This is a genomic window from Luteimonas saliphila, assembly GCF_016774335.1.
GTDB lineage: Bacteria > Pseudomonadota > Gammaproteobacteria > Xanthomonadales > Xanthomonadaceae > Luteimonas > Luteimonas saliphila.
In genome coordinates this window covers 69,652-89,925 of sequence record NZ_JAETWA010000041.1, presented here as the reverse complement: position 1 = coordinate 89,925, position 20,274 = coordinate 69,652, and the positions used below count along the sequence as shown (strand labels likewise).

General features: G+C 70.6%; 18 protein-coding genes. 8 read left to right on the top strand and 10 right to left on the bottom strand.

Translation table 11 applies throughout. The features are described from left to right. Positions 1–147: 147 nt before the first annotated feature. Entirely contained in the window at positions 148–888 is a 741-nt protein-coding gene (locus JMO03_RS12145) for a UPF0149 family protein (protein WP_202843655.1), read from the top strand. 244 nt (positions 889–1,132) lie between these two features. Here JMO03_RS12145 and JMO03_RS12140 read toward each other — a convergent pair whose 3' ends face one another. From JMO03_RS12140 to JMO03_RS12125, 4 genes are all read right to left on the bottom strand, one after another. Then, on the bottom strand, positions 1,133–2,302 hold the full coding sequence (locus JMO03_RS12140; protein ID WP_202843653.1) for a Fic family protein: 1,170 nt from the start codon (positions 2,300–2,302) through the stop codon (positions 1,133–1,135). A gap of 169 nt (positions 2,303–2,471) precedes the next feature. Further along, positions 2,472–3,488 carry a 3-oxoacyl-ACP synthase III gene (locus JMO03_RS12135; RefSeq protein WP_202843651.1) on the bottom strand — a complete coding sequence of 339 codons (1,017 nt, stop codon included), beginning with the start codon at positions 3,486–3,488 and terminating at the stop codon, positions 2,472–2,474. A gap of 335 nt (positions 3,489–3,823) precedes the next feature. Then, positions 3,824–4,132 carry a DUF4156 domain-containing protein gene (locus JMO03_RS12130; protein ID WP_202843649.1) on the bottom strand — a complete coding sequence of 103 codons (309 nt, stop codon included), beginning with the start codon at positions 4,130–4,132 and terminating at the stop codon, positions 3,824–3,826. Positions 4,133–4,276: 144 nt separating this feature from the next. Next, the gene (locus JMO03_RS12125; protein ID WP_202843647.1) at positions 4,277–7,132 is read right to left on the bottom strand and encodes a M16 family metallopeptidase; all 2,856 of its coding nucleotides are present in this window, start codon (positions 7,130–7,132) and stop codon (positions 4,277–4,279) included. A 130-nt stretch (positions 7,133–7,262) separates the two neighbouring features. Between JMO03_RS12125 and JMO03_RS12120 the strand changes: the two genes are divergently transcribed. The 3 genes from JMO03_RS12120 (at position 7,263) to JMO03_RS12110 (ending at position 9,326) form a co-directional block, all read left to right on the top strand. Then, on the top strand, positions 7,263–7,985 hold the full coding sequence (locus JMO03_RS12120) for an SDR family oxidoreductase (RefSeq protein WP_202843645.1): 723 nt from the start codon (positions 7,263–7,265) through the stop codon (positions 7,983–7,985). A gap of 16 nt (positions 7,986–8,001) precedes the next feature. Beyond that, on the top strand, positions 8,002–8,505 hold the full coding sequence (locus JMO03_RS12115; protein WP_202843875.1) for a tRNA (cytidine(34)-2'-O)-methyltransferase: 504 nt from the start codon (positions 8,002–8,004) through the stop codon (positions 8,503–8,505). A gap of 257 nt (positions 8,506–8,762) precedes the next feature. After that, the gene (locus JMO03_RS12110) at positions 8,763–9,326 is read left to right on the top strand and encodes an outer membrane beta-barrel protein (RefSeq protein WP_202843643.1); all 564 of its coding nucleotides are present in this window, start codon (positions 8,763–8,765) and stop codon (positions 9,324–9,326) included. Between the two features lie 695 nt (positions 9,327–10,021). Here JMO03_RS12110 and JMO03_RS12105 read toward each other — a convergent pair. The 5 genes from JMO03_RS12105 to JMO03_RS12085 form a co-directional block, all read right to left on the bottom strand. Further along, on the bottom strand, positions 10,022–11,047 hold the full coding sequence (locus tag JMO03_RS12105; protein WP_202843642.1) for an NAD(P)H-dependent glycerol-3-phosphate dehydrogenase: 1,026 nt from the start codon (positions 11,045–11,047) through the stop codon (positions 10,022–10,024). A 3-nt stretch (positions 11,048–11,050) separates the two neighbouring features. Beyond that, on the bottom strand, positions 11,051–11,584 hold the full coding sequence (gene secB / locus JMO03_RS12100) for a protein-export chaperone SecB (protein WP_202843640.1): 534 nt from the start codon (positions 11,582–11,584) through the stop codon (positions 11,051–11,053). Between the two features lie 55 nt (positions 11,585–11,639). Continuing rightward, complete coding sequence (locus tag JMO03_RS12095) at positions 11,640–12,077, bottom strand: rhodanese-like domain-containing protein (protein ID WP_202843638.1); 438 nt, start codon at positions 12,075–12,077, stop codon at positions 11,640–11,642. Positions 12,078–12,352: 275 nt separating this feature from the next. Next, on the bottom strand, positions 12,353–12,745 hold the full coding sequence (locus tag JMO03_RS12090; protein WP_238346127.1) for a hypothetical protein: 393 nt from the start codon (positions 12,743–12,745) through the stop codon (positions 12,353–12,355). A 91-nt stretch (positions 12,746–12,836) separates the two neighbouring features. Further along, a complete protein-coding gene (locus JMO03_RS12085) occupies positions 12,837–13,304 on the bottom strand; it encodes a YiiD C-terminal domain-containing protein (protein ID WP_202843635.1) in 468 nt (155 codons plus the stop codon). 70 nt (positions 13,305–13,374) lie between these two features. Between JMO03_RS12085 and JMO03_RS12080 the strand changes: the two genes are divergently transcribed. From JMO03_RS12080 to JMO03_RS12065, 4 genes are all read left to right on the top strand, one after another. After that, complete coding sequence (locus JMO03_RS12080) at positions 13,375–14,199, top strand: uroporphyrinogen-III synthase (protein WP_202843634.1); 825 nt, start codon at positions 13,375–13,377, stop codon at positions 14,197–14,199. Beyond that, a complete protein-coding gene (locus JMO03_RS12075) occupies positions 14,196–15,173 on the top strand; it encodes a uroporphyrinogen-III C-methyltransferase (protein ID WP_202843633.1) in 978 nt (325 codons plus the stop codon). The genes JMO03_RS12080 and JMO03_RS12075 overlap by 4 nt, the downstream gene beginning before the upstream one ends. Before the next feature lie 91 nt (positions 15,174–15,264). Further along, on the top strand, positions 15,265–16,518 hold the full coding sequence (locus tag JMO03_RS12070) for a heme biosynthesis protein HemY (protein ID WP_202843632.1): 1,254 nt from the start codon (positions 15,265–15,267) through the stop codon (positions 16,516–16,518). Positions 16,519–16,710: 192 nt separating this feature from the next. Beyond that, a complete protein-coding gene (locus tag JMO03_RS12065) occupies positions 16,711–17,961 on the top strand; it encodes an MgtC/SapB family protein (RefSeq protein WP_202843631.1) in 1,251 nt (416 codons plus the stop codon). A 430-nt stretch (positions 17,962–18,391) separates the two neighbouring features. Here the strand turns inward: JMO03_RS12065 and JMO03_RS12060 are convergent, their stop codons facing one another. Next, positions 18,392–20,272 carry an ATP-binding cassette domain-containing protein gene (locus JMO03_RS12060; RefSeq protein WP_202843630.1) on the bottom strand — a complete coding sequence of 627 codons (1,881 nt, stop codon included), beginning with the start codon at positions 20,270–20,272 and terminating at the stop codon, positions 18,392–18,394. Positions 20,273–20,274: the final 2 nt, after the last annotated feature.

The window sequence follows — 20,274 nt, the reverse complement described above, 5'->3', positions numbered from 1 at the left end:
CACCGGTTGCACCCGGTGGCGCCCTTCGCCTTCTTCCTCGCGCTTCCTCGCGCAGGCGCCAGGCTTCGGACGTTCGCCACCAGGCGCAAGCGAAGGCCCGCGACCTGCAGGGACTACCATGCACGCCTCACCCCACCGCCTGCCGTCATGTCCCTGCCTGCCACGCCTCCGCCCTTCCTCGACGACGAGCAGATCGAGCGCCTGTCCGAACTGCTCGAGCAGCGGGCCGTCCCGTTCAAGGGATTCAACCTCGAAGCGCTGGATGGATTCCTGTCGGCCCTGGCGGTGTCGCCGTCACCGGTGCCGCAGGACGAATGGGAACCAGTGGTCTGGGGCGGCAAGCCGCCGCGCTGGGACAGTCCCGAGGAGGCCACGCAGGTGCAGCAACTGCTCGCGGCCCACTGGAACATGTGCGCCGCGCGCGTGCGCCACGGCGAGGACAGCCTGCCCGACCACCTGGCGCCGCTGATGTGGCTGCCCGAGGATCCGGAGCTCACCGGCGAGGAGGCACTGCGCGAGGACGAACTCGACGTCGGCCACGACTGGGCGCTGGGCTTCTTCGAAGGCGTGGCGCTGCGCGAGTCCGAGTGGGACCGCTGGCTGGACGAGAACGACTGGATGGAAGAGATCTTCGACTTCCTCGACCGCCTGGCCAGCGGCGAGGTCATGGACCCGGACGACCCGACCGCCGCGGCCACGCCGCTCGCCTACCGCGAACGCCTGTCGATCGTTTCCAGCCTGCCCGGCATGCTGGCCGACCTCAACCACCACCGGGTGGAGGCGCTGACCCCGCGCGAGCCGATCCGGCGCGACGCGTCGCCGGGCCGCAACGACCCCTGCCCCTGCGGCAGCGGGAAGAAGCACAAGCGGTGCTGCGGAGCGCATTGAGCCTGCGCGAAACCTTCCTTTCAAAGGACCCGTGCGCGTCAAACACCGCGTGCGGCGCGCCGTCCACATACCGGCGCTCCCTTAGCCGGTGACTCGATCTCGAACTCAGGTACGAATGCCAGGTTGTGGCTGCGAGCGCAGCCCTTGGACAGGTCCTTGAAGGTCTCGCGCACGACCACTGCCACTGACCCGGCGCAGGCGCGAGAGATCGTTGAGAGCAGTTTCGACATGTGCCGGGACGCTGTCAGAGCGGCTGCGCCCCCTCGCTGAGGATGTCCAGGTATTGACTGTAGGCGAACACCCGGTGCCTTTGCTGACCGGTGACCTCGTTGACGATCTCCAGGTCCTGCAGCGCTCGCACGGCGGCGCGGATGGTGGGCGGACTGAGCGGGATCTGTGGCACAGCCTGCGGCACGCTCAGCACCACGCGGCGTGCAAACTGATCGAACACCAGGCTGATGTTGCCTGCGCGATTACCCAGTGCGGCGATCCGCGCGCGGTCGTGTGCCAGCAGTGCCAACAAACGTTGTGCGGTGTCCACCGCCTGTTGCGCGGTTTCGGCGACGCCGTCGAGGAAAAAGCCCAGCCAGCCTTCCCAGTCGCCTTGCACGCGCACGCTGTTCAACCTGTCGTAGTAGTCCGCGCGCCGTCGCTTGAAGTACAGGCTGAGGTACAGGCTGGGTTCGCGCATGACGCCTTCGTTGCACAGGATCAGCGCGATCAACAGGCGACCGAGCCGGCCATTGCCGTCGCCGAAGGGATGGATCGTTTCGAACTGCACGTGGGCCAACGCCGCCTTCACCAGCGGCGGCATGCGTTCGGGTGGTTCGTGCAGGAATCTCTCCAGCGCCGCCAGGGCATCGGGCAGGGCCTCTGGCGGTGGCGGCACGAAGTGCGCCAGGGCCGGCGACGCGCCGCCGACCCAGACTTGTCCCTTGCGGAACTCGCCCGGCTGCTTGGTGGCGCCGCGACCACCGCTCAGCAGCAGGGCGTGCATCTCGCGGATCAGGCGCAACGACAGGGGAAAGTCGTCCTCGCGCAGGCGGCGCAGGCCGTGCTTGAGCGCGGCCACGTAGTTGGAAACCTCCTCCACGTCGTCGATCGGCACCCCCGGCGCGGCGTCGGCCTCGAACAGCAGCAGGTCCGACAGCGAGGACTGGGTGCCCTCGATCTGCGAAGACAGCAGTGCCTCCTTGCGCACGTACTGGTACAGGAACAGTTCCGGGTCCGGCAGCATCAGGGTGGTGCCATCAAGCCGGCCAAGCGCCTGGTCGGCGCGTTCCTTGCGTGCCACCAGGTCGGCACTGGAGAAGTCCAGTGGCGGTACGGGGGGCAGCGGATCGGGAACAAAAGCCTGGTAGCGGCTACCGGCAAGCGAGCCGGTGACATAGTGGCCCGTGGTCCGTTCAGGCATGTCTATCTTTCCTTGCAGCGGCAAATCGCCGGGTCAAGGAAAGATAAGTAACACTTTTTTTCCCAAGTTTCGAGTGAGGCGGCGAGAAAGAAAACTTCCTGTGCCATCCCCGGACACGACAAGGGCCGGACAGACCGGCCCTCGCGTCAGACCCTCGTGGCAGGGGGCGTTACCAGACCACCTCGGCCATCGAGCAGTTCAGGCCGGAACCGATGCCCAGCAGGGCCACGCGGTCGCCCTTCTTCAGCCGGCCCATTTCGCGCAGCTTGCTGAGCACGATCGGCACCGAGGCCGGGCCGATGTTGCCGTGCTCGCCGAAGATGGTCATGACCTTCTTCGGGTCGATGCCGATGGCCTTGGTGAAGGCGGCGGTGTGGACCTTGCTGACCTGGTGGATGACGAACTGGTCGAGTTCCTCCACCACCCAGCCCAGCGCCAGCTTGGCGGCGCCGAAGGTCTTCTGCGACAGCTTGATGCCCTCGATCAGCAGCATCCGGGTATCGGTGACCATGCCGTCCAGGTTGCCGCGGCACAGCTTGTTCCACTCGGTCGCGGCGCGGGTCACGCCGCCGCGGTAACGCGGCGCGCCGGGGGCGAGTTCGGCGCGCGCCATCACCATCGCCGCGGCGCCGGAGCCGAGGGTCAGGGTGGCCAGTTCGTTGCGGAACTGCTCCTCGGTGGCGTCGGCGCTGGTCAGGCGTTCGAGGGTCTTTTCGTAGGCCAGGTCGGCGGTCTCGCCGTCGACGATCAGGGCGTAGTCGATCTCGCCGCGCTCGATCATGCGGCTGGCGATGTCCATGCCGTTGATGAAGGCCAGGCAGGCGTTGGCGACGTCGAAGTTCTGGCAGGTGTCGGGCAGCCCCAGGTTGCCGGAAACAATGCTGGCGGTGGACGGCTCGAGGTAGTCGCGGCTGACCGAGGTGTTGACCAGCAGGCCGACCTTGTCCGGGTCGATGCCGGCATCGGCCAGCGCCTTGACGCCGGCCAGGGTCGCGACCTCGGACGCCTGCACGCCTTCGTCCCACAGGTAGCGCGAATGGATGCCGGCGATGTCGCCGAGCACGTCGGTCTTGATCCCGAGGCGGTCCAGGGTCGGCTTCAGGCGGGCGTTGATCTCCGCGGAAGACAGCCGACGCGGCGCGTCGATATGGGCCAGGCCGGCGATGGCGACGTGTTGGAAGAGCATGGGCGTGGCGCCGGGGGACAAGACGGAGCCGTATAGATTAGCGCCTTCGGGACCCGGACGCATGGAACTGGCTGAACCGGATGCCGGGCAGGCCGGGACGGCGGGTTCAGGAGCGCGGTCGGACAGGGTCGCGGCGACTCCGACCCTCACCCCAGCCCTCTCCCGCAAGCGGGAGAGGGAGTTACACCCGATGCCCTGTCCCTTCCCCCGCTTGCGGGGCATTGCGCCCTTTACGGGTGGAAGGTGCCGAAGGCGGATGGGGACCGCGCCGCAGGCGCGGTGCGGGATCGCAGCAGTTCCGCGCCTCTATGCCCCAGGCCCTCTCCCGGCAGCGGTCAGCGGGCGCAGCGCCAGGCGGCGAAGCGCTGGCTGCCGCCGGCCGGATCGGCCAGCGGGTGGATGGTGTCGGCCTGCAGGCCCGGGGCCTCATTGCGGGCCAGGGTCTCGAGCTCGTCGCGGACCTTGATCGGGTTGCGCTCGATGAAGGCGATGCTGTGCTTGACGGAGACCTCGACCTCGCCCCGCTTCTCGCAGCCGGTCGGCGGGCCGGAGACCACCTTCACGGCTCCGGCCCCGGGGGCCATGTGCACCCAGGTGCAGGCGGACAACGCGGACAGCAGAACGGCGGACAGCAGGACGCGCATCGGGATCACCTCGGTAGGGAAAGCGCTACGCCCGCCATTGTGGCGGGCCTCGCGGGGCGTGGGTGTGGGTGGCGACAAGCGGGTAACGCCTCCATTCATTGTCTTCGCCCACGGGCCCGGCCCGCCTGCCATCGCGCGCTCGGGTCACTCGGGCCGGGCGGGCTCCCCATCGGCGTCGATCACCTGCACCTCGCCCAGGCCCAGCGCGCGTACCGGCGCCTCGGTCTGCTCGAGGTCGCCGACCACCACCCAGGTCAGGGCCTCGGGACGGAAGGTCCTGGCGGCCTCGGCCACCTGCGCCGGGGTGATCGATTCGACCTCGGCCTTGCGCCTGAACACGTAGTCGTCGGGCCGATCGAAGCGGACGATGCCGCCGATCGTGTTCATCACCGACCACGCGGTTTCGTAGGCACCGGGCAGGCTCAGGGTCTGGATCGCGCGCACGCGTTCGACCTCGGCCTCGCTCGGCGGCCGCTGCCCGCTGGCGAACTGCGCCAGTTCGCGCTGGATCTCCGCCAGCGACTCGCCGGTCTTGTCGATCTGCACCGGCGCCGAAACCATCCAGCGTCGCTGGCCCAGCGCGCCACCGAGGGAACTGCGGGCGCCGTAGGACCAGTGTTTGTCCTCGCGCAGGTTCATGTTCAGGCGCGCGGTGAAGTCGCCACCGATCACGCCATTGGCCATCTCCAGCCGCACCGCACCCGGGTCCTTGGTCGACGGCACCACCTGCGCCGCGAAGATGTTGGCCTGCACCGCGCCGGGCTGGTCGATCAGAAACACCCGCGGCGCCTCCGGCAGCGCGACCTGCGGCAGGTCCACCGCCTCCGGCGCGACGCCTTCGCCGGCCCAGTCGCCGAAATGGCGCTCCAGCGCCGGCACGATCTCGGCCAGCGTGGTATCGCCGACGACGATCAGCGTGGCGTGCTCCGGGCGCACCCACTGGCGATGGAAGGCGAGCAGGTCGTCGCGGCCGAGCGCGGCGATCGAGGCCTCGGTGCCGCTGCCGGGCGCGCCGTAGGGATGGGTCTGTCCGTAGAGCAGCGCCGGCAGCACCCGCATCGCCATGCCCGCCGGCTGCGCCTTCTGCTGGCGGATGCCGGCGATCCAGGTGGCCCGGACGCGTTCGATCTCGGCCGGGTCGAAGTTCGGCCGCCGCACCATGTCGGCGAACAGCGCCAGCGACGGGTCGAGGTTCTCCTTGAGCGCGGAGAGGTAGGCGTTGCCGCCGTCCTGCGAGGCGCCGGCGCCGAGGCTGGCGCCGAGCGCTTCGGCGCGGCTGGCGAACACCAGCGAGCCGATGCCCGCCGCGCCCTCGTCGAGCAGTTCCATGGCGAAATCGGCCACGCCATCCTTGCCGTCGGGATCGCTCCCGTAGCCACCGTTGAATTCGTAGCTGACCTGCACCACCGGGATCTCGTGGCGCTCGGCGAGGATCACCCGGGTGCCGTTCTTCAGGTTCGCGCGCTGCAGCGAAGGGAACTTGAGTTCGGGAAAGCGCGTGGTCTTCGGCACGCCGAGGCTGCGGTCGACCGCGCTCGGGGTGGTGGCGTACTTCGGATCCGGATCGGGCAGGTCGAACGGCGCCGGCGTGCCGGCCGGCTCCTCGGCCAGCGCAGTGCGCTCGCCCGGCTCGACCACGATGGTGTGGCTGCCCTCGGCCAGCCATCGCGCGCCGACCGCCATCAGGTCGCGGGCGCTGGCCGCCTCGACGTTGGCGAGCTGGTCGCGGAAGCAGCCCGGATCACCTTCGTACACGGTGCATTCGGCCAGCACGTCGGCCTTGCCGCCGAAGCCGCCGATGCGCTCGATGCCGCGGATGAAGCCGGCGCGGATCATGGTGCGGGCGCGCTCGAGTTCGTCCGCGGTGGGGCCCTCGGCGACCAGCCTGGCGATCTCCTCGTCGATGATCGCCTCGACCCGTGCAGGGTCGACGCCGTCCTTGACCGTGGCGACGATGTAGAAGTTCGAACCCAGCTGCGAGGCGCCGGCCATCGCGCTGATGTTGTCGACCAGCTTCTCGCCGTGCAGCAGGCGCGTGTCGAGGCGGGACGACTTCGCGCCGCCGAGCACGTAACCCAGCACCTGCAGGCGGTCGAGCTCGACGCTGCCGGCCGGCGGCACGTTCCAGACGCGGTAGATGCGCGGCTGCGGCACCTTGTCCTGCATCACCTCGCGGGTAGTGGCCGCGCGCTTGCCGACGTCGGTCTCCGGCTGTGCCATGGTCGGGCCAGCGGGGATGTGGCCGAAGTACTTCGCCACCTTGTCCTTCGCGGTGGCCGCGTCGATGTCGCCGGCCAGCACCAGCACCGCGTTGTTGGGGCCGTACCAGGCGTGGAACCACTGCTTCACGTCGTCGAGCGACGCGGCGTTGAGGTCGTTCATGGACCCGATGACGCTGTGGCCGTAAGGATGCTCCGCGGGATACAGCGCGCGGGTCAGCTTCTCCCACACCTGGCCGTAGGGCTGGTTCTCACCCTGGCGCTTCTCGTTCTGGACCACGCCGCGCTGTTCGTCGAGCGCGGCCTGGTCGATCGCGCCGAGCAGGTGGCCCATGCGGTCGGATTCCATCCACAGCGCCATGTCGAGCGCGGTGGTGGGCACGTTCTGGAAGTAGTTGGTGCGGTCGGTGTTGGTGGTGCCGTTCTGGTCGGTGGCGCCCACGGCGCGGAACGGGTCGAAGAACTCGCCGTCGTGGTGTTCGCTGCGCTGGAACATCAGGTGCTCGAACAGGTGCGCGAAGCCGCTGCGCCCGGCCGGTTCGTCCTTGCTGCCGACGTGGTACCAGATGTTGACCGCGACGATCGGCGCCTTGCGGTCGGTATGGACCACCACCCGCAGGCCGTTGGGCAGGGTGAAGGTCTCGAAGGGAATGTCGACCGGGGCCTCGTTCGCGGCGAGCGCGGGCAACGCGACCAGCCCGCCTCCCAGCCCAAGGCCGAGGGCGATCGACAGCAGCGCGAGGCGTGCGGGACGGCTGAGCGAGGCAAGGGCGGTGGGCATGCGGGAATCCTGGTGCGGGTGGATGCATGGCATGGTAGTCGAGCCGGCGCAGCCGCCCCCGGGCCGAAAGTCCCGGCACGGCCGCCCGGCGACGACGCCACCTGCACCCGCGCCGACGGAGACTGCGCCCATGCCCGACCGCCATGCCCTCGTCACCGGCGCCAACCGCGGCCTCGGCCTGGAATTCGTCCGCCAGTTGCTCGCCGCCGGCGATCGCGTGGTGGCCGCCTGCCGGCGCCCGGGCAAGGCCACCGCGCTCAACACCCTGGCCGGCGAGCACCCCGGGCGGCTGCACGTGCTGCCGCTGGACGTGGCCGACCCGAAGTCCCAGGCCGAACTCGCGCGCGAACTGCCGCTGGTGCTGGGCGAAGACGACGCGGGCGCGCCCGGCCGCATCGATCTGCTGGTCAACAATGCCGGCGTGCTGCATTCGGGCGAGCGCTTCGGCACGCTGACGGCGGCGAACTTCGAGGACAGCTTCCGCATCAACGCCCTGGGCCCGCTGCTGCTGACCCAGGCACTGGCGCCGCTGCTGGCCGATGGCGCGAAAGTGGTCAACCTGTCGTCGGAACTGGGCTCGATCGCCGCGACGAAACGCTTCGGCACGCCCAGCTACAACCTCAGCAAGGCCGCGCAGAACATGGCGACCGTGCTGCTGGCACGGGCCCTGGCCGAGCGCGCCATTGCCGTGATCGCGCTGCATCCCGGCTGGGTCCGCACCGAGATGGGGGGAACCGGAGCCGAACTCGAACCGGCCGAGGCGGTCGCCGGCCTGCTGCGGGTCGTCGCCGGCGCGACGCCCGCCGACAGCGGGCGCTTCTTCGACTGGACGGGTGCGCCAGTGGCGTGGTGATCCGCACCGTGGCCACCTGCGCGACAATGCGCGCAATGCCGCGACCGGCCACCCCGTGTTCGACCTGCTGCTCTACCAGCCCGAGATCCCGCCCAATACCGGCAACGCGATCCGGCTCTGCGCGAACACAGGCGCCCGGCTGCACCTGGTGCGGCCGCTCGGCTTCGGCCTCGACGACCGCGACCTGCGTCGCGCCGGGCTCGACTACCACGAGTACGCGACCCTGCGCGTGCACGATTCGCTCGAAGACGCTCTCGCCGCGATTTCGCCGCCGCGCCTGTTTGCGCTGAGCACGCGCAACAGCGTGCGCTACGACGCGCCGCGCTACGCGGCGGGAGACGCCTTCCTGTTCGGGCCCGAAACGCGCGGCCTGCCCGACGACCTGCTCGCGCGCATTGCGCCGGAGCATCGCCTGCGTCTGCCCATGCAGCCGGGCAATCGCAGCCTCAACCTGTCCAACGCGGTGGCCGTCGTCGCGTTCGAAGCCTGGCGTCAGCTCGGTTTCCCCGGCGGCGCCTGAGCCCCGGCCCGAGGAGCCCGGGGCGTCCCACGACGTTCAGCGCGCCTGCGCCGCCAGTGTCCCCGTGGGGATCCGCGCAGACCAGATCGATTCCAGAAAGTTCCTGAACCGATCAGTTCAGTATTCAGTTCCGGTTGCGGCGACTTGCCCAGAATGCGCGTGCCGCCCCGGGTGGAACCGTTTTCCCCGACGGTCAATCCCCTCCCTCTCCACCCGGGCGCGGTCTCCACCAAAACTAGAAAAAGAGGCAATCCCCGATGAAGCGTCCCTTCCTGCTGGCACTGGCCGTTGCCGCCGCCGTGCCGTTCGCTGCCTCCGCCGCCGACGGCGTGTCCTACAACTACGTCGAGGCCGGCTACGCCGCCACCAACCTCAGCGACGGCCTGCCCGACGCCGACGGTTTCGGTGCGCGCGCCTCGATCGCGTTCCACCCCAATTTTCACGTGTTCGGCGACTACACCAACCAGGAGTTCGACGGCACCGGCATCGATGCCGACCAGTGGCGCGTCGGCCTGGGCTACAACCACGAGATCTCGCCGCGCGCCGACCTGCTGACCCGCGTGGCCTACGAGAAGGTCGACTTCGGCAGTCTCGGCGACGCCGATGGCTGGAGCGTCGAGGCCGGCGCCCGCGGCGCGCTCACCAGCAACTTCGAGGGTTATGCGCTGGCCGGCTACGAAGACGGCGACCAGACGGATGGCGACTTCTACGGCCGCCTCGGCGCCACCGTGAAGTTCAACCAGAACTGGGGCCTCAACGGCGACGTGAAGTTCAGCGACGGCGACACCGCCTGGTTCGTCGGTCCGCGATTTACCTGGTAAAGGTTGGCAAAGCGCGCGTGCGACCCCAACTGTTGAGGAAGCACTGGCAACACGATACAGAGCTGTAAAGCGACGTCGCCCCTCCCTCTCTCCCGACGTCGCACCCTGGCCCGGCCGGCAACGGCCGGGTTTTTTTGCTCTTTCGCACGTATCACGAGGCATGCAGGCGGAAGCGTGGAGGCTTCGGTCCGCGCTTCTTTGCACCTCGTTGCGACCTGACGGGTCAGTCCGTGGTCGGCAGGCCTTCGCGGCGAATGTCCTCCGGCATCCGCTGCCACGGATGCCTCCTCCTCGATTTCGCCGCGAAGGCCTGCCGACCACCACGGACCAGGCTTGCGGAGGGTATCCGCCAAGCCGCGGTTCGAAGCACAACGTTGCGCTGGATGGCCAGTTTCCGACTCCCGGGTGCGCTTCGCTTACCCGGGCTACGTGCGAACGGGATCGCCGCTATTTCGAGTCGCCGCGCATTCGTGACGTCGGGTGCGGGCGTCCTTAGGGGACGAAATCAAGGAGGAGGCGACGGCCGGCGGCCGTTGCCGGGGGACATTCGTCCACAAGGGCGCCCGTACCCGGCGCCTCGTGCACCACCACACGCCTCGCGCTGCACATGGAAAAGGGACCAGGATGACGCTTCCGCATACCTTGCGAACGCCTATTGACCCGAACGCGATGGACCAGGCCGAGTCGAAAAGCATCTAGTCGAACAGCGCCTGCGGGTACTCCGCCTTGCGCTCGCGCGCCATCAACCGCGCAAGACCCTCGGCTGGCGTGATGTCGCCATGCAATACGGCGCGGACGTTGCTGGAGATCGGAAGCTCGATCCCGTGGCGCTCGGCCAGGCGCATCACCTCGTCGGCGGTCTGTACCGATTCGACCACCTGTCCGATCTCGCGCACCGCCTCGTCCACGCGCTTGCCGCGCCCCAGCGCCAGGCCCAGGCGGCGGTTGCGCGAGAGGTCGCCGGTGCAGGTCAGCACCAGGTCGCCGAGGCCGGCCAGGCCCATCAGCGTCTCCGGGCGGCCGCCGATCGCGGCGTTGAGCCGCAGCATCTCGTTGAGGCCGCGGGTAATCAGGCCGGTGCGCGCGTTGAGGCCGAGCTCCATGCCGTCGGCGACGCCGGTCGCCACCGCCAGCACGTTCTTCATCGCCCCGCCCAGCTCCGCGCCGCGCATGTCGCTGCCGGTGTAGGCGCGGAACTCCGGGCCGTGCAGCACGTCGGCCACCTGCTGCACGAACGCCGCATCGTCGCCCTGCACGGTCAGCGCGGTCGGCAGGCCCTGCGCGACCTCCTTCGCGAACGAAGGCCCGGTGACCACCGCCAGCGGCACGTCCTCGCCCAGCACGTCGGTCGCGACCTCGTGCAGGAACCGCCCCGACCCCGGTTCGAATCCCTTCGCCGCCCAGGCCACGCCGGCCTGCGCCGGGCGCAGCGGCGCCAGCGCCTGCAGGGTCTGCGTGAACGCGTGCGAGGGCACCACCACCAGCACCAGGTCGACCCCGCGAAGCGCGGCGGCGAGGTCGGTGGTGGCGCGCAGCGATGCCGGCAACGGGATGCCGGGGAGATAGCGCGGGTTCTCGTGGCGCTGGTCGATCGCCTCGGCGACCGCGGCGTCACGGCCCCACAGCGTGGTGGGGAACCCGTGGCGCGCGATCAGCGCCGCAAGCGCGGTGCCCCAGGATCCGGCACCGAGGACCGCGACCGAGTCGGCCGGGGTCGCCATGGCTCAGGCGTTGCCGGCCGTCTCGCTGCTGGCCAGGTCGCCGTTGCCGGCTGCCTGCTGCGACTGGCGCTGGCGCAGGCCTTCCGCGTACAGCGCGTCGAAGTTGATCGGCTGCAGCAGGAACGGGGCGAAGCCGCCGGCCTGGATCAGGTCGCCGATCAGCTGCCGCGCGTACGGATACAGCACGTTCGGGCACTGCGTGCCGAGCAGGGCGTCGGTCACGTTCGGCTCGAAGCCGGTCAGACCGAACACGCCCGCCTGCTGCACCTCGACCATGTAGACCGAATTGCCTTCGCCTTCGCCGGCGGTGCAGGTCAGGGTGACGCCGAGTACCACCTCGAACGCGTTCTCGCCCAGGCGCTGCACGCGCTGGTTCAGGTTCATGTTGATCTGGGGAGCGTTCTGCTCGTTGAAGACGTGCGGCGCCTTGGGCGACTCGAACGAGACGTCCTTGACGTAGATCTTCTCGACGCTGAACTGCGGACCGTTGGGCTGCTGCGCCGGTACGGCGCCGCCATTGAGGGCTTGCTCGGACATCCTGGGACTGCTCCGGTATCTGGTTCGGAAAGGGGGCGATTATCGCACTTCGGGCTCAGCCACGTCCCTTGGCCAGCGGCAGGTCGGCCTGCTGCCAGCCGCCGATGCCGCCTTCGAGGATGTAGACCTTCTCGAAACCGGCCTTCTTCAGGCGCTTGGCCGCATCGCCGGCGGTGTAGCCGGTCTTGCACACCAGCACCACCGGCAGCGCTTTCGCCGCCGCGAGCTTCTTGTTCTCGGGGTCGAACTGGCTCATCTGCACGTTCTTCGAACCGGGGATGTGGCCCTTGTCGAAGTCCGCGATCGGACGCAGGTCGACCACCAGCGCGTTGTCGCGGTTGACCAGCGCGGTGACCTCGGCCGGACGCACCGCCTTGAACGGGCGCAACAGGCCGAAGATCTCGTTCAGGATGATGCCGCCCGTCAGCCCGACGAAGATCAGCGACAGCATCTGTTGGCGGCCGGCGAAGGCCAGCAGTTCCTGGAAGTCCACGGCGGATCGGCGGTGCGGGAGGGGACGGGATTGTCGCACAGGGGCGGGGCGTGGGCGGAGCTGGCCGCTGCCCTGGCTGTCAGCAGCCTCGACCACAGCCCTAGCCAATCGGGGGCAGCTTTCGACGCGCCTTGCCATGTCATGAGAATCAAGAGCTTCCGTCCGCCTGCGGCGAGCGGAAGCTGTTGCCATTTCAATCCTTGCAAAGGCCAGCCAGATCTGGCGCGACCGCCGCCTCGATCGAAAGAGAACGCGCGATCAGCCCGTCAATCCGCTCACTCCCCCGCCCAGAAATCCGGCAGCCCCCCGGTGATCCACCACGCCTTCTTCTCCGCGTCGTAGCGCCACTGCTCGGTATAGCGCATCGTGCGCTCGGCCATGGTGTGGCGGTTGATCACGCCGATCTCGATCTCGCGTAGTGCCTCGGTCTCGCCCGGGCTGGAAGCGAGGTCGCGATAATGCGAGACCTGCACCTGCTTGTAGCGCTCGAACTGCAGCTCGCTCATCGGATGCGCATCGCGGTACACGGGATCGACCAGGTTCCATGCGCCCTCGAAATCGCCCCAGCGGATCGCCGCGGAGAACGTGTACTGGGCGCGTTCGAGCGCCGACATCTGTTTGCCGGTACTGGCGCAGCCCGCGAGCAGCAACACGATCGCGCACGCCATCCACCCTTGCCGCCATCGCCGCATCGACCTGCTCCCCGGTTTCGCTGACGCCATGCTAGCAGTCCGCCGGCGCGGCAGGCGGGGCGCGGCCTCAGTCCGGCTTGAGGATCGCGGCATAGCGCGAACGCGCCTGGGTGGCGACGCCGCCGTCGGGCAGCAGCACGTGCGAGTCCAGTGTGGCCCGCGCCCGGCCGCGGCTGCGCAAGGTGGCGAGGAAGGTGTCCCAGGACGCCGCCTCGTCGAGCCACGCCTCGGCGCGCAGGTCCGCGAGCAGCGGCGTCAGGTAGCGCACCTGGGAATCGGCGACATAGACATCGGCACGCAATCCCGCCTGTTCGATCTTCATCGTGGTCAGGCTCCAGGCCGCGAGCGTCATCAGCGACACCAGGCTGCCGCCGAACGCGCTGCCCTTGTCGTTGACGTTGGCCGCGAGCGGCGCCTCGAGCCGGAGGCGGTCGTGCGCACAGCCGGCGATGCGCAACCCCAGCGCGCGCGCCGGGGGCATGGCGAGCAGTTGCGCTTCCATGGCGCGCAGGGCGTCGTCCGGGAGTTCGGTCATGCGGGGAAGCACCGGCAGGAGGGGAGCGGACCGCTTGCGGCGTGCGGGGCCAGGCACCAAGCTGGCGACCATGTCGCCGGATGCCGCCACGCCGAAGCTGCGCGAATGCTACGTGATCTCGCTGCGACCCGTCGGCAACCATGCGCCGATGCGTCGCGCCGCTGCCGCACACGGCGCGCGCGTGCTGGCGCTGTCGCCGTGGCGGATCGAGCCGCGCCGCGATGCCGCGGCGCGGGCGGCGCTGCGCGAGGCGCTGCGTGCGGACATCGTGTTGTTCACCAGCCCGGCCGCGGTGCGCGCGGCCACCGCGCTGCAGCGCCTGCGCGCCCGGCGCGGACAGGCCTGGCTGGCAGTGGGCGCGGGCACGGCCTCCGCGCTGCATCGCGCCGGGGTCGCCGACGTCGCCGCACCCGAGCGCATGGACAGCGAGGGTCTGTTGGCGCTGCCCGCGCTGGGCACGGTGCGCGGGCGCCGCGTCGGGCTGGTCACCGCGCCGGGCGGACGCGACCTGATCGCGCCCGCGTTGGCGCAACGCGGAGCGCGCATCTTCCGCGCAGAGGTGTACACGCGCATTCCCGTAACGCCGACCCCACGGGCCCTGGCGCGCCTGCGTTCGCTCGATGCCCCCTTGTGCCTGGCGCTGAGCAGCGGCGAGGCGCTGCGAATGACCCTCGATGCGCTGCCCGCCGACCTGCTGCCACGACTCGGGCGCGCCCGCGTGCTCGCCGCCAGCGAACGGCTGGCGCAGCTGGCGCGCACATCGGGCTTCGCCGACGTGCGGGTCGCCGCCGATGCGCGACCGCGCTCGCTGCTGGCCGCGGCCGGTCTCGCCCCTGCGCGACGTTCTAGGGCATCGGATAGCATCCCCGCACCGCACCGCCCGCCGCGTCGATGAGCGACCTCCCTGCCCCCGCCCCGCCACGCAGACGACGCGGCGCCAACCTCGCGTGGCTGCTGGTGCTCGCGCTGCTGGTGCTGGTGCCGGTCGGATTCGTCGGCTGGCAGCGCTGGAACGCGACCCTGGACGCGCGGACGCAGGCTGCGCAGGCCGATCGCCAGCGCATCGAATCTCTGGAGGAGCGCGTCGCATCGCTGCGTCGCGACCAGCGCGCGCAGACCGCGCGGCTGCAACAGGCCGAGGCGACCAATCGCCTGCTGCGCGAGGAACTGATCGGCCTGGGCCAGCGCGCGGCCTTGCTCGAGGAGAGCGTGCAGCGCCTCGCCGACCCCGAGCGCAACGCCGCGCAGGCGCTGCGCCTGGACGAAGTGGAACTGCTGCTGGCGCAGGGCCAGCAGCGGCTGCAGCTCGCGGGCGACGCCGACGGCGCCCGCCGCGCCTACGCCCTGGCCGCGCAACTGCTCGATGGCGTGGCGGATCCGGCCTGGCTCGATCTGCGCCAGGCGCTGGCACAGGAGCGCGCCGCGCTGGAGGCCCTGGGCGAGGATCCGAAGGCGCTCGCGGCGGGCCGCCTCGAGGCGTTCGCCGCCGCCCTGCCCGCGCTGCCGCGGCAGGCGCCGGCTGCCGACCCCGCCCCCGCGTGGTGGGAGCGCGCGTTCTCGAAGGTCGTCGACGTGCGGCCCAGCGCGGCTGCGGTCGCGGTCGATCCGGCCGATCGCGCCGCCGGCCTGGCCGCGCTGCAGCTGGAGCTGACCCTGGCCCAGGCCGCGATCGAGCGTCGCGACGAGGCCGGCTATCGTGCGGCGCTGGCCCGCGCCGACGGCTGGCTGCTGCGGCTGTGGCCCGACTCGGCCGAGCGCGTGCGCCAGCGTCGGGCGCTGCAGGCGCTGCGCGAGCGCCCGCTGACGGTCGAACTGCCCGCGCTCGGCTCGACGCTCGTCCAGTTGCGGCGGCAGCGCAGCGCCCGCTGAGCGACCGTTCAGGCACTGCACACGGCCTCAACGCCGTCCGCGCGAGGCTGGGGCGCGGGCCGATGGGCCCAACCGATAGAAGGAGCCCACGATGAACCTGTTCCGCAACCTGCTGCTGTGGCTGGTGCTGGCCCTGGCCGGCGCCCTGGTCGCGCAACTGCTGCTGTCGCAGGACCCGGGATACGTGCTGGTGCGCTGGCGCGGCTACGACTACACCACCACCGTTCTGGTGGGGGCGGCGCTGTTGTTCGCCGCCGCGTTCGCGCTGTGGCTGCTGTGGGCGCTGCTGTCGCTGCCGTTCCGCGCCTGGGGCAGGCATCGCGACACCCAGGCGCGCACCCGCGTCGGCGACGGCTTCGACGCCCTGCACCAGGGCCACTGGACGCGCGCGGAAAAGCTGCTGGCGCAGGCCGCCGAAGACGAACGAGTGGAGGCGGCCGCCCGCATCGGCGCGGCCGAGGCCGCACTGGCGCGCGGGGACGCGGCCGCCGCGCGCGCGCACCTGGAGGCATTCGACGAGCGCCACCCCGCCTCGCGCGCGATCGCGTCGGCCGAACTAGCGCTACGCGACCAGCGCCCGACCGATGCGCTGGTCGCGCTCGACGCGCCGGCGGCGCAGCCGCTGCCGCCGCGGGGACTGGCCTTGCGTGCCGAGGCACTGGGCAGCAGCGGCCAGGCGGCGCAGGCCTGGGGGCTGCTCGGCGCGTTGCGCCAGCAGCATGCCTGGCCCGAGGCGGTGCTCGCCGAACGCGAGCTGGTCTGGGCCGAAGCTTCGTTGCGCGAGGCGGCGGATGCCAACGCGCTGGCCGAGCGCTGGGACGCGCTGCCCAAGGCATTGAAGGCCGAACCGGCCGTGGTCGGCGCCTATGCCGCGCGCGCCGCCGCGTTCGGCTGGGAAGAGGCCGCGACCGGCAGCATCGAGCACGCGCTCGACACGCGCTGGGACGAGGCGCTGGCCACCCGCTACGGTCTGTTGCCGGTCGGTCGCATCGAGCACCGTCGCGCGCAGTCGGCGGCCTGGCTCAACGCACACCCGGCCAGCCCGGCGCTGCTGCTGACGCTGGCGCGGTTGTCGCAGGCCAGTGGCGACTGGCCACAGGCCGAGGCGTACCTGCACCGCGCACTGGCACAGGGCGGGGGCGCGGACGTCTGGGAGGCCCTGGGCCACGGCTATGCCGCAGCCGGCGACGACGCCCGGGCACGCCAGTGCCATGCCAATGCGCTCGCCGCCGGGCGCGGCGAAGCGGTGACGCCGCTGCCGGCGCGCGAGCTGCACCAGCAGATCGCGGACGAGGCGGTGTTCGAGGACCGCGACGAACATGGCGTGCCGAGGCTGCGGGGTTGATCGAGCATGGCGGGCAAGGGCGCGTCTCCCGCTGGCACGTGCCTCATCGCAGGTTCCTCATCGCAGAACGGCGGGCAGCGATGAATCGGGAGGCGTGCACCGCAACCGTGGCCGCGCCGGGCCACCGTGCGTCAGCGCGCCCGCGACGCGACGCCACCCGGATGCCGCGAACTCGCGTGGCATAGTGCCGCGATGCCCGATGCCGCCGACCTGCCGCTGCTGTCCCTGACCACCGCGCTCGGCGCGGGCCTGCTGATCGGCCTGCTCTACGAACGCCGCAAGGAGGACGACCCGGCGATCGCCGCGGGTCTGCGCACGCACACGCTGGTGGCGCTGGCGGGGGCGATCGCACTGTGGATCGGGCTGCCTGCCTTCATTGCCGTCCTGTTGCTCGCGGGCATCTTCACCGCGCTGAGCTACCTACGCACCAGCCAGACCGATACCGGCATCACCGCCGAGGTCGCGCTGCTGTGCAGTTGCCTGCTCGGCGGCCTGGCGATGCACGAACCGGGCGCCGCGGGCATGCTGGCGGTGCTGGTCGCGATCCTGATCCAGGCCAAGGCGCGCCTGCACCACTTCAGCCGCGAGGTGATCAGCAACCGGGAGATCGCCGACGGCCTGGTGCTGCTCGCGTTCGCGCTGATCGTGCTGCCGCTGTTGCCGGACGAGCCGATCGGTCCCTATGGCGCGCTCAACCTGGCCACGGTCTGGAAGCTGGTGGTGCTGGTGATGGCGGTCGGCGCGCTCGGCCATGTCGCGCTGCGCGTCATCGGCAGCCGCTGGGGCCTGCTGCTGTCGGGGTTCTTCTCCGGCTACGTCTCCTCCACAGCGGCCACCGCCGGCTTCGGCCAGCGCGCGAAGGCCGAACCGGCGCAGCTGCATGCGGCGATCGGCGCGACGTTGCTGGCCAACCTCGCCTCGCTCAGCCTGTTCGTGCCGATCCTGCTCGCGGTCGCCCCCGCGCTGCTCCCGGTCGTCGCCCTGGTCCTGGCCGCAACCGCCGCGGTGCTGCTCGTCGGTGCGCTGCTCGGCGTCCGCCGCAACGGCCGGACCGAAGCGCCGCCGCCCTCCGCCGAAACGCGCATGTTCCGCATCGGCCACGCGATCGGCCTGGCCGCGCTCATCGCCGGCGTGCTGGTGGTCTCCCACGTCGCCGGGCACTGGCTGGGGCCGAATGCGGCGCTGGCCACGGCGTTCCTGACCGCGCTCGCGGAGCTGCAGGCCGCCACCGCGACCGTGGCCACGCTGTTCCGCGACGGCACCATCGACGCACGCCAGGCGCAGTGGGCGGTGGTCGGACTGATCGCCGCCAGCTCGATCGCCAAATCGGTGGTCGCCTTCGTCAGCGGCGGCAGGGCGTTCGGCATGCGCATCATGATCGGATTGCTGGCGGCGAGCGCCGCGGCCATCGCGGTCGCGCTGTTCGACGCGTCCCCCTCGTAGCGGCGGAGGCCGCCGTATACCGTCGCCCGGGAAAGCGCAGCGCATCCGGGTAGGCCGCGAGGATCCCGGATGCGCTGCGCTTATCCGGGCTACGCGAACGATGCGGCCGGCACCACCTCAGCTTGCCTCGAGCTCCGCCCAGCGCGCGTAGGCAGCCTCGAGTTCGGACTGCAGCTTCGTAGCCCGGATAAGCGCAGCGCATCCGGGGAGTCCGCGGAGCCCCGGATGCGCTTGCGCTTATCCGGGCTACGCGAATGATGCGGCCGGCACCACCTCAGCTTGCCTCGAGTTCCGCCCAGCGCGCGTAGGCAGCCTCGAGTTCGGACTGCAGCTTCGTAGCCCGGATAAGCGCAGCGCATCCGGGGAGTCCGCGGAGCCCCGGATGCGTTGCGCTTATCCGGGCTACGCGAATGATGCGGCCGGCACCACCTCAGCTTGCCTCGAGTTCCGCCCAGCGCGCGTAGGCGGCCTCGAGCTCGGCCTGCAGTTGCGCCAGCGCGAGGTTGGCGGCGGTGATCGCGCCACCTTCCTGCTGGAAGAACGCGGGCTGGGCCATCGCCGCGGTGCGCGCTGCGATGTCGGTTTCGAGCTGTTCGATGCGCGCCGGGAGCTGTTCGAGTTCGCGCGCCTGCTTGTAGCCGAGCTTGCGTTTTGGCGGGGTCGCCGCGGCGGATGGCGTGGACGCTACGGCCGACGCCTCGACTGTCGTGGCCGCGGCCACGGCCTGCGTCGCAGCCGACGGCCGCTGTCGGAGCCAGTCCGAGTAGCCGCCGACATACTCGCCCAGCCGCCCTTCGCCCTCCAGCACCAGCGCGCTGGTCACCACGTTGTCGAGGAAATCGCGGTCGTGGCTGACCAGCAGCAGGGTGCCCGGATAGTCGCCGAGCAGTTCCTCGAGCAGTTCCAGCGTTTCGACGTCGAGGTCGTTGGTCGGCTCGTCCATCACCAGCAGGTTCGACGGCTGCGCGAACAGGCGCGCCAGCAGCAGCCGGTTGCGCTCGCCGCCCGACAGCCGCGTGATCGGCGCGCGTGCGCGCTCGGGCGTGAACAGGAAATCCTGCAGGTAGCCCACCACGTGCCTGCGGCTGCCGTTGACCTCGATGAAGTCCCGGCCTTCGGCGACGTTCTCCAGCGCATTGCGGCTGTCGTCGAGCTGGCTGCGATGCTGGTCGAAATAGGCGATCTGCAGGCCCGTGCCCAGCTTCACCTCACCCTGCTGCGGCACCAGTTCGCCCAGCAGGATCTTGAGCAGCGTCGACTTGCCGGAGCCGTTCGGGCCGATGATGCCGATGCGGTCGCCGCGCAGGATGGTGGTGGAAACATCGTCCAGCAGCACGCGCCCGTCGTAGGCCTGGGTGACGTGGCTGGCCTCGATCACCTTCTTGCCGGAGTTGCGCGCACTGGCGACCTCCATCTTCACGTTGCCGGCCAGTTCGCGCCGCTGCGCGCGCTCGCGGCGCATCGCCTTGAGCGCGGTCACGCGGCCCTCGTTGCGGGTGCGGCGCGCCTTGATGCCCTGGCGGATCCAGACTTCCTCCTGCGCCAGCAGCTTGTCGAAGCGCGCGTTCTCCTGTGCCTCGGCGTGCAACCGCTCCTCGCGCCGGCGCAGGTAGTTGTCGTAGTCGCCCGGCCAGCTGGTGACGCGGCCGCGGTCGATCTCGACGATGCGCGTGGCCAGCGCGCGCAGGAAGCTGCGGTCGTGGGTGACGAAGACGATGCTGCCGCCGAACGACTTGAGGAAGCCCTCGAGCCAGGCGATCGCCTCGATGTCGAGGTGGTTGGTGGGCTCGTCCAGCAGCAGGATGTCGGGGTTGCGCACCAGCGCCTGCGCCAGCAGCACGCGGCGCTTCATGCCACCCGACAGCGCGCCGAAGTCGGTCTCCTCCGGCAGTTCCAGCCGCGCCAGCACCTGCTGCACCCGGCTGTCCAGGTCCCAGCCGTGCTGCGCCTCGATCTGCGCCTGCGCCTCGCCCATCGCCGCCATGTCGCCGTCGTGCAGCGCATGGTGATAGCGCGCGAGCAGTCGGCCGAGATCGCCCAGGCCGAGTGCTACCACGTCGAACACCGTGCCCTGCGTGTCCTGCGGCACTTCCTGCGCCATGCGCGCGACCACCACCCCGCCCTGCACCCGGATCTCGCCGTCGTCGGGGCGTAGTTCGCCGGCCATCAATCGCATCAGCGTGGACTTGCCGGCGCCGTTGCGGCCGACGATGCAGACACGTTCGCCGGGTTCGATGGCCAAGTCGACGTGTTCGAGCAGGAGCGGACCGCCGACGCTGAAGTCGACCCGCTGGATCTGGAGGAGGGACATGG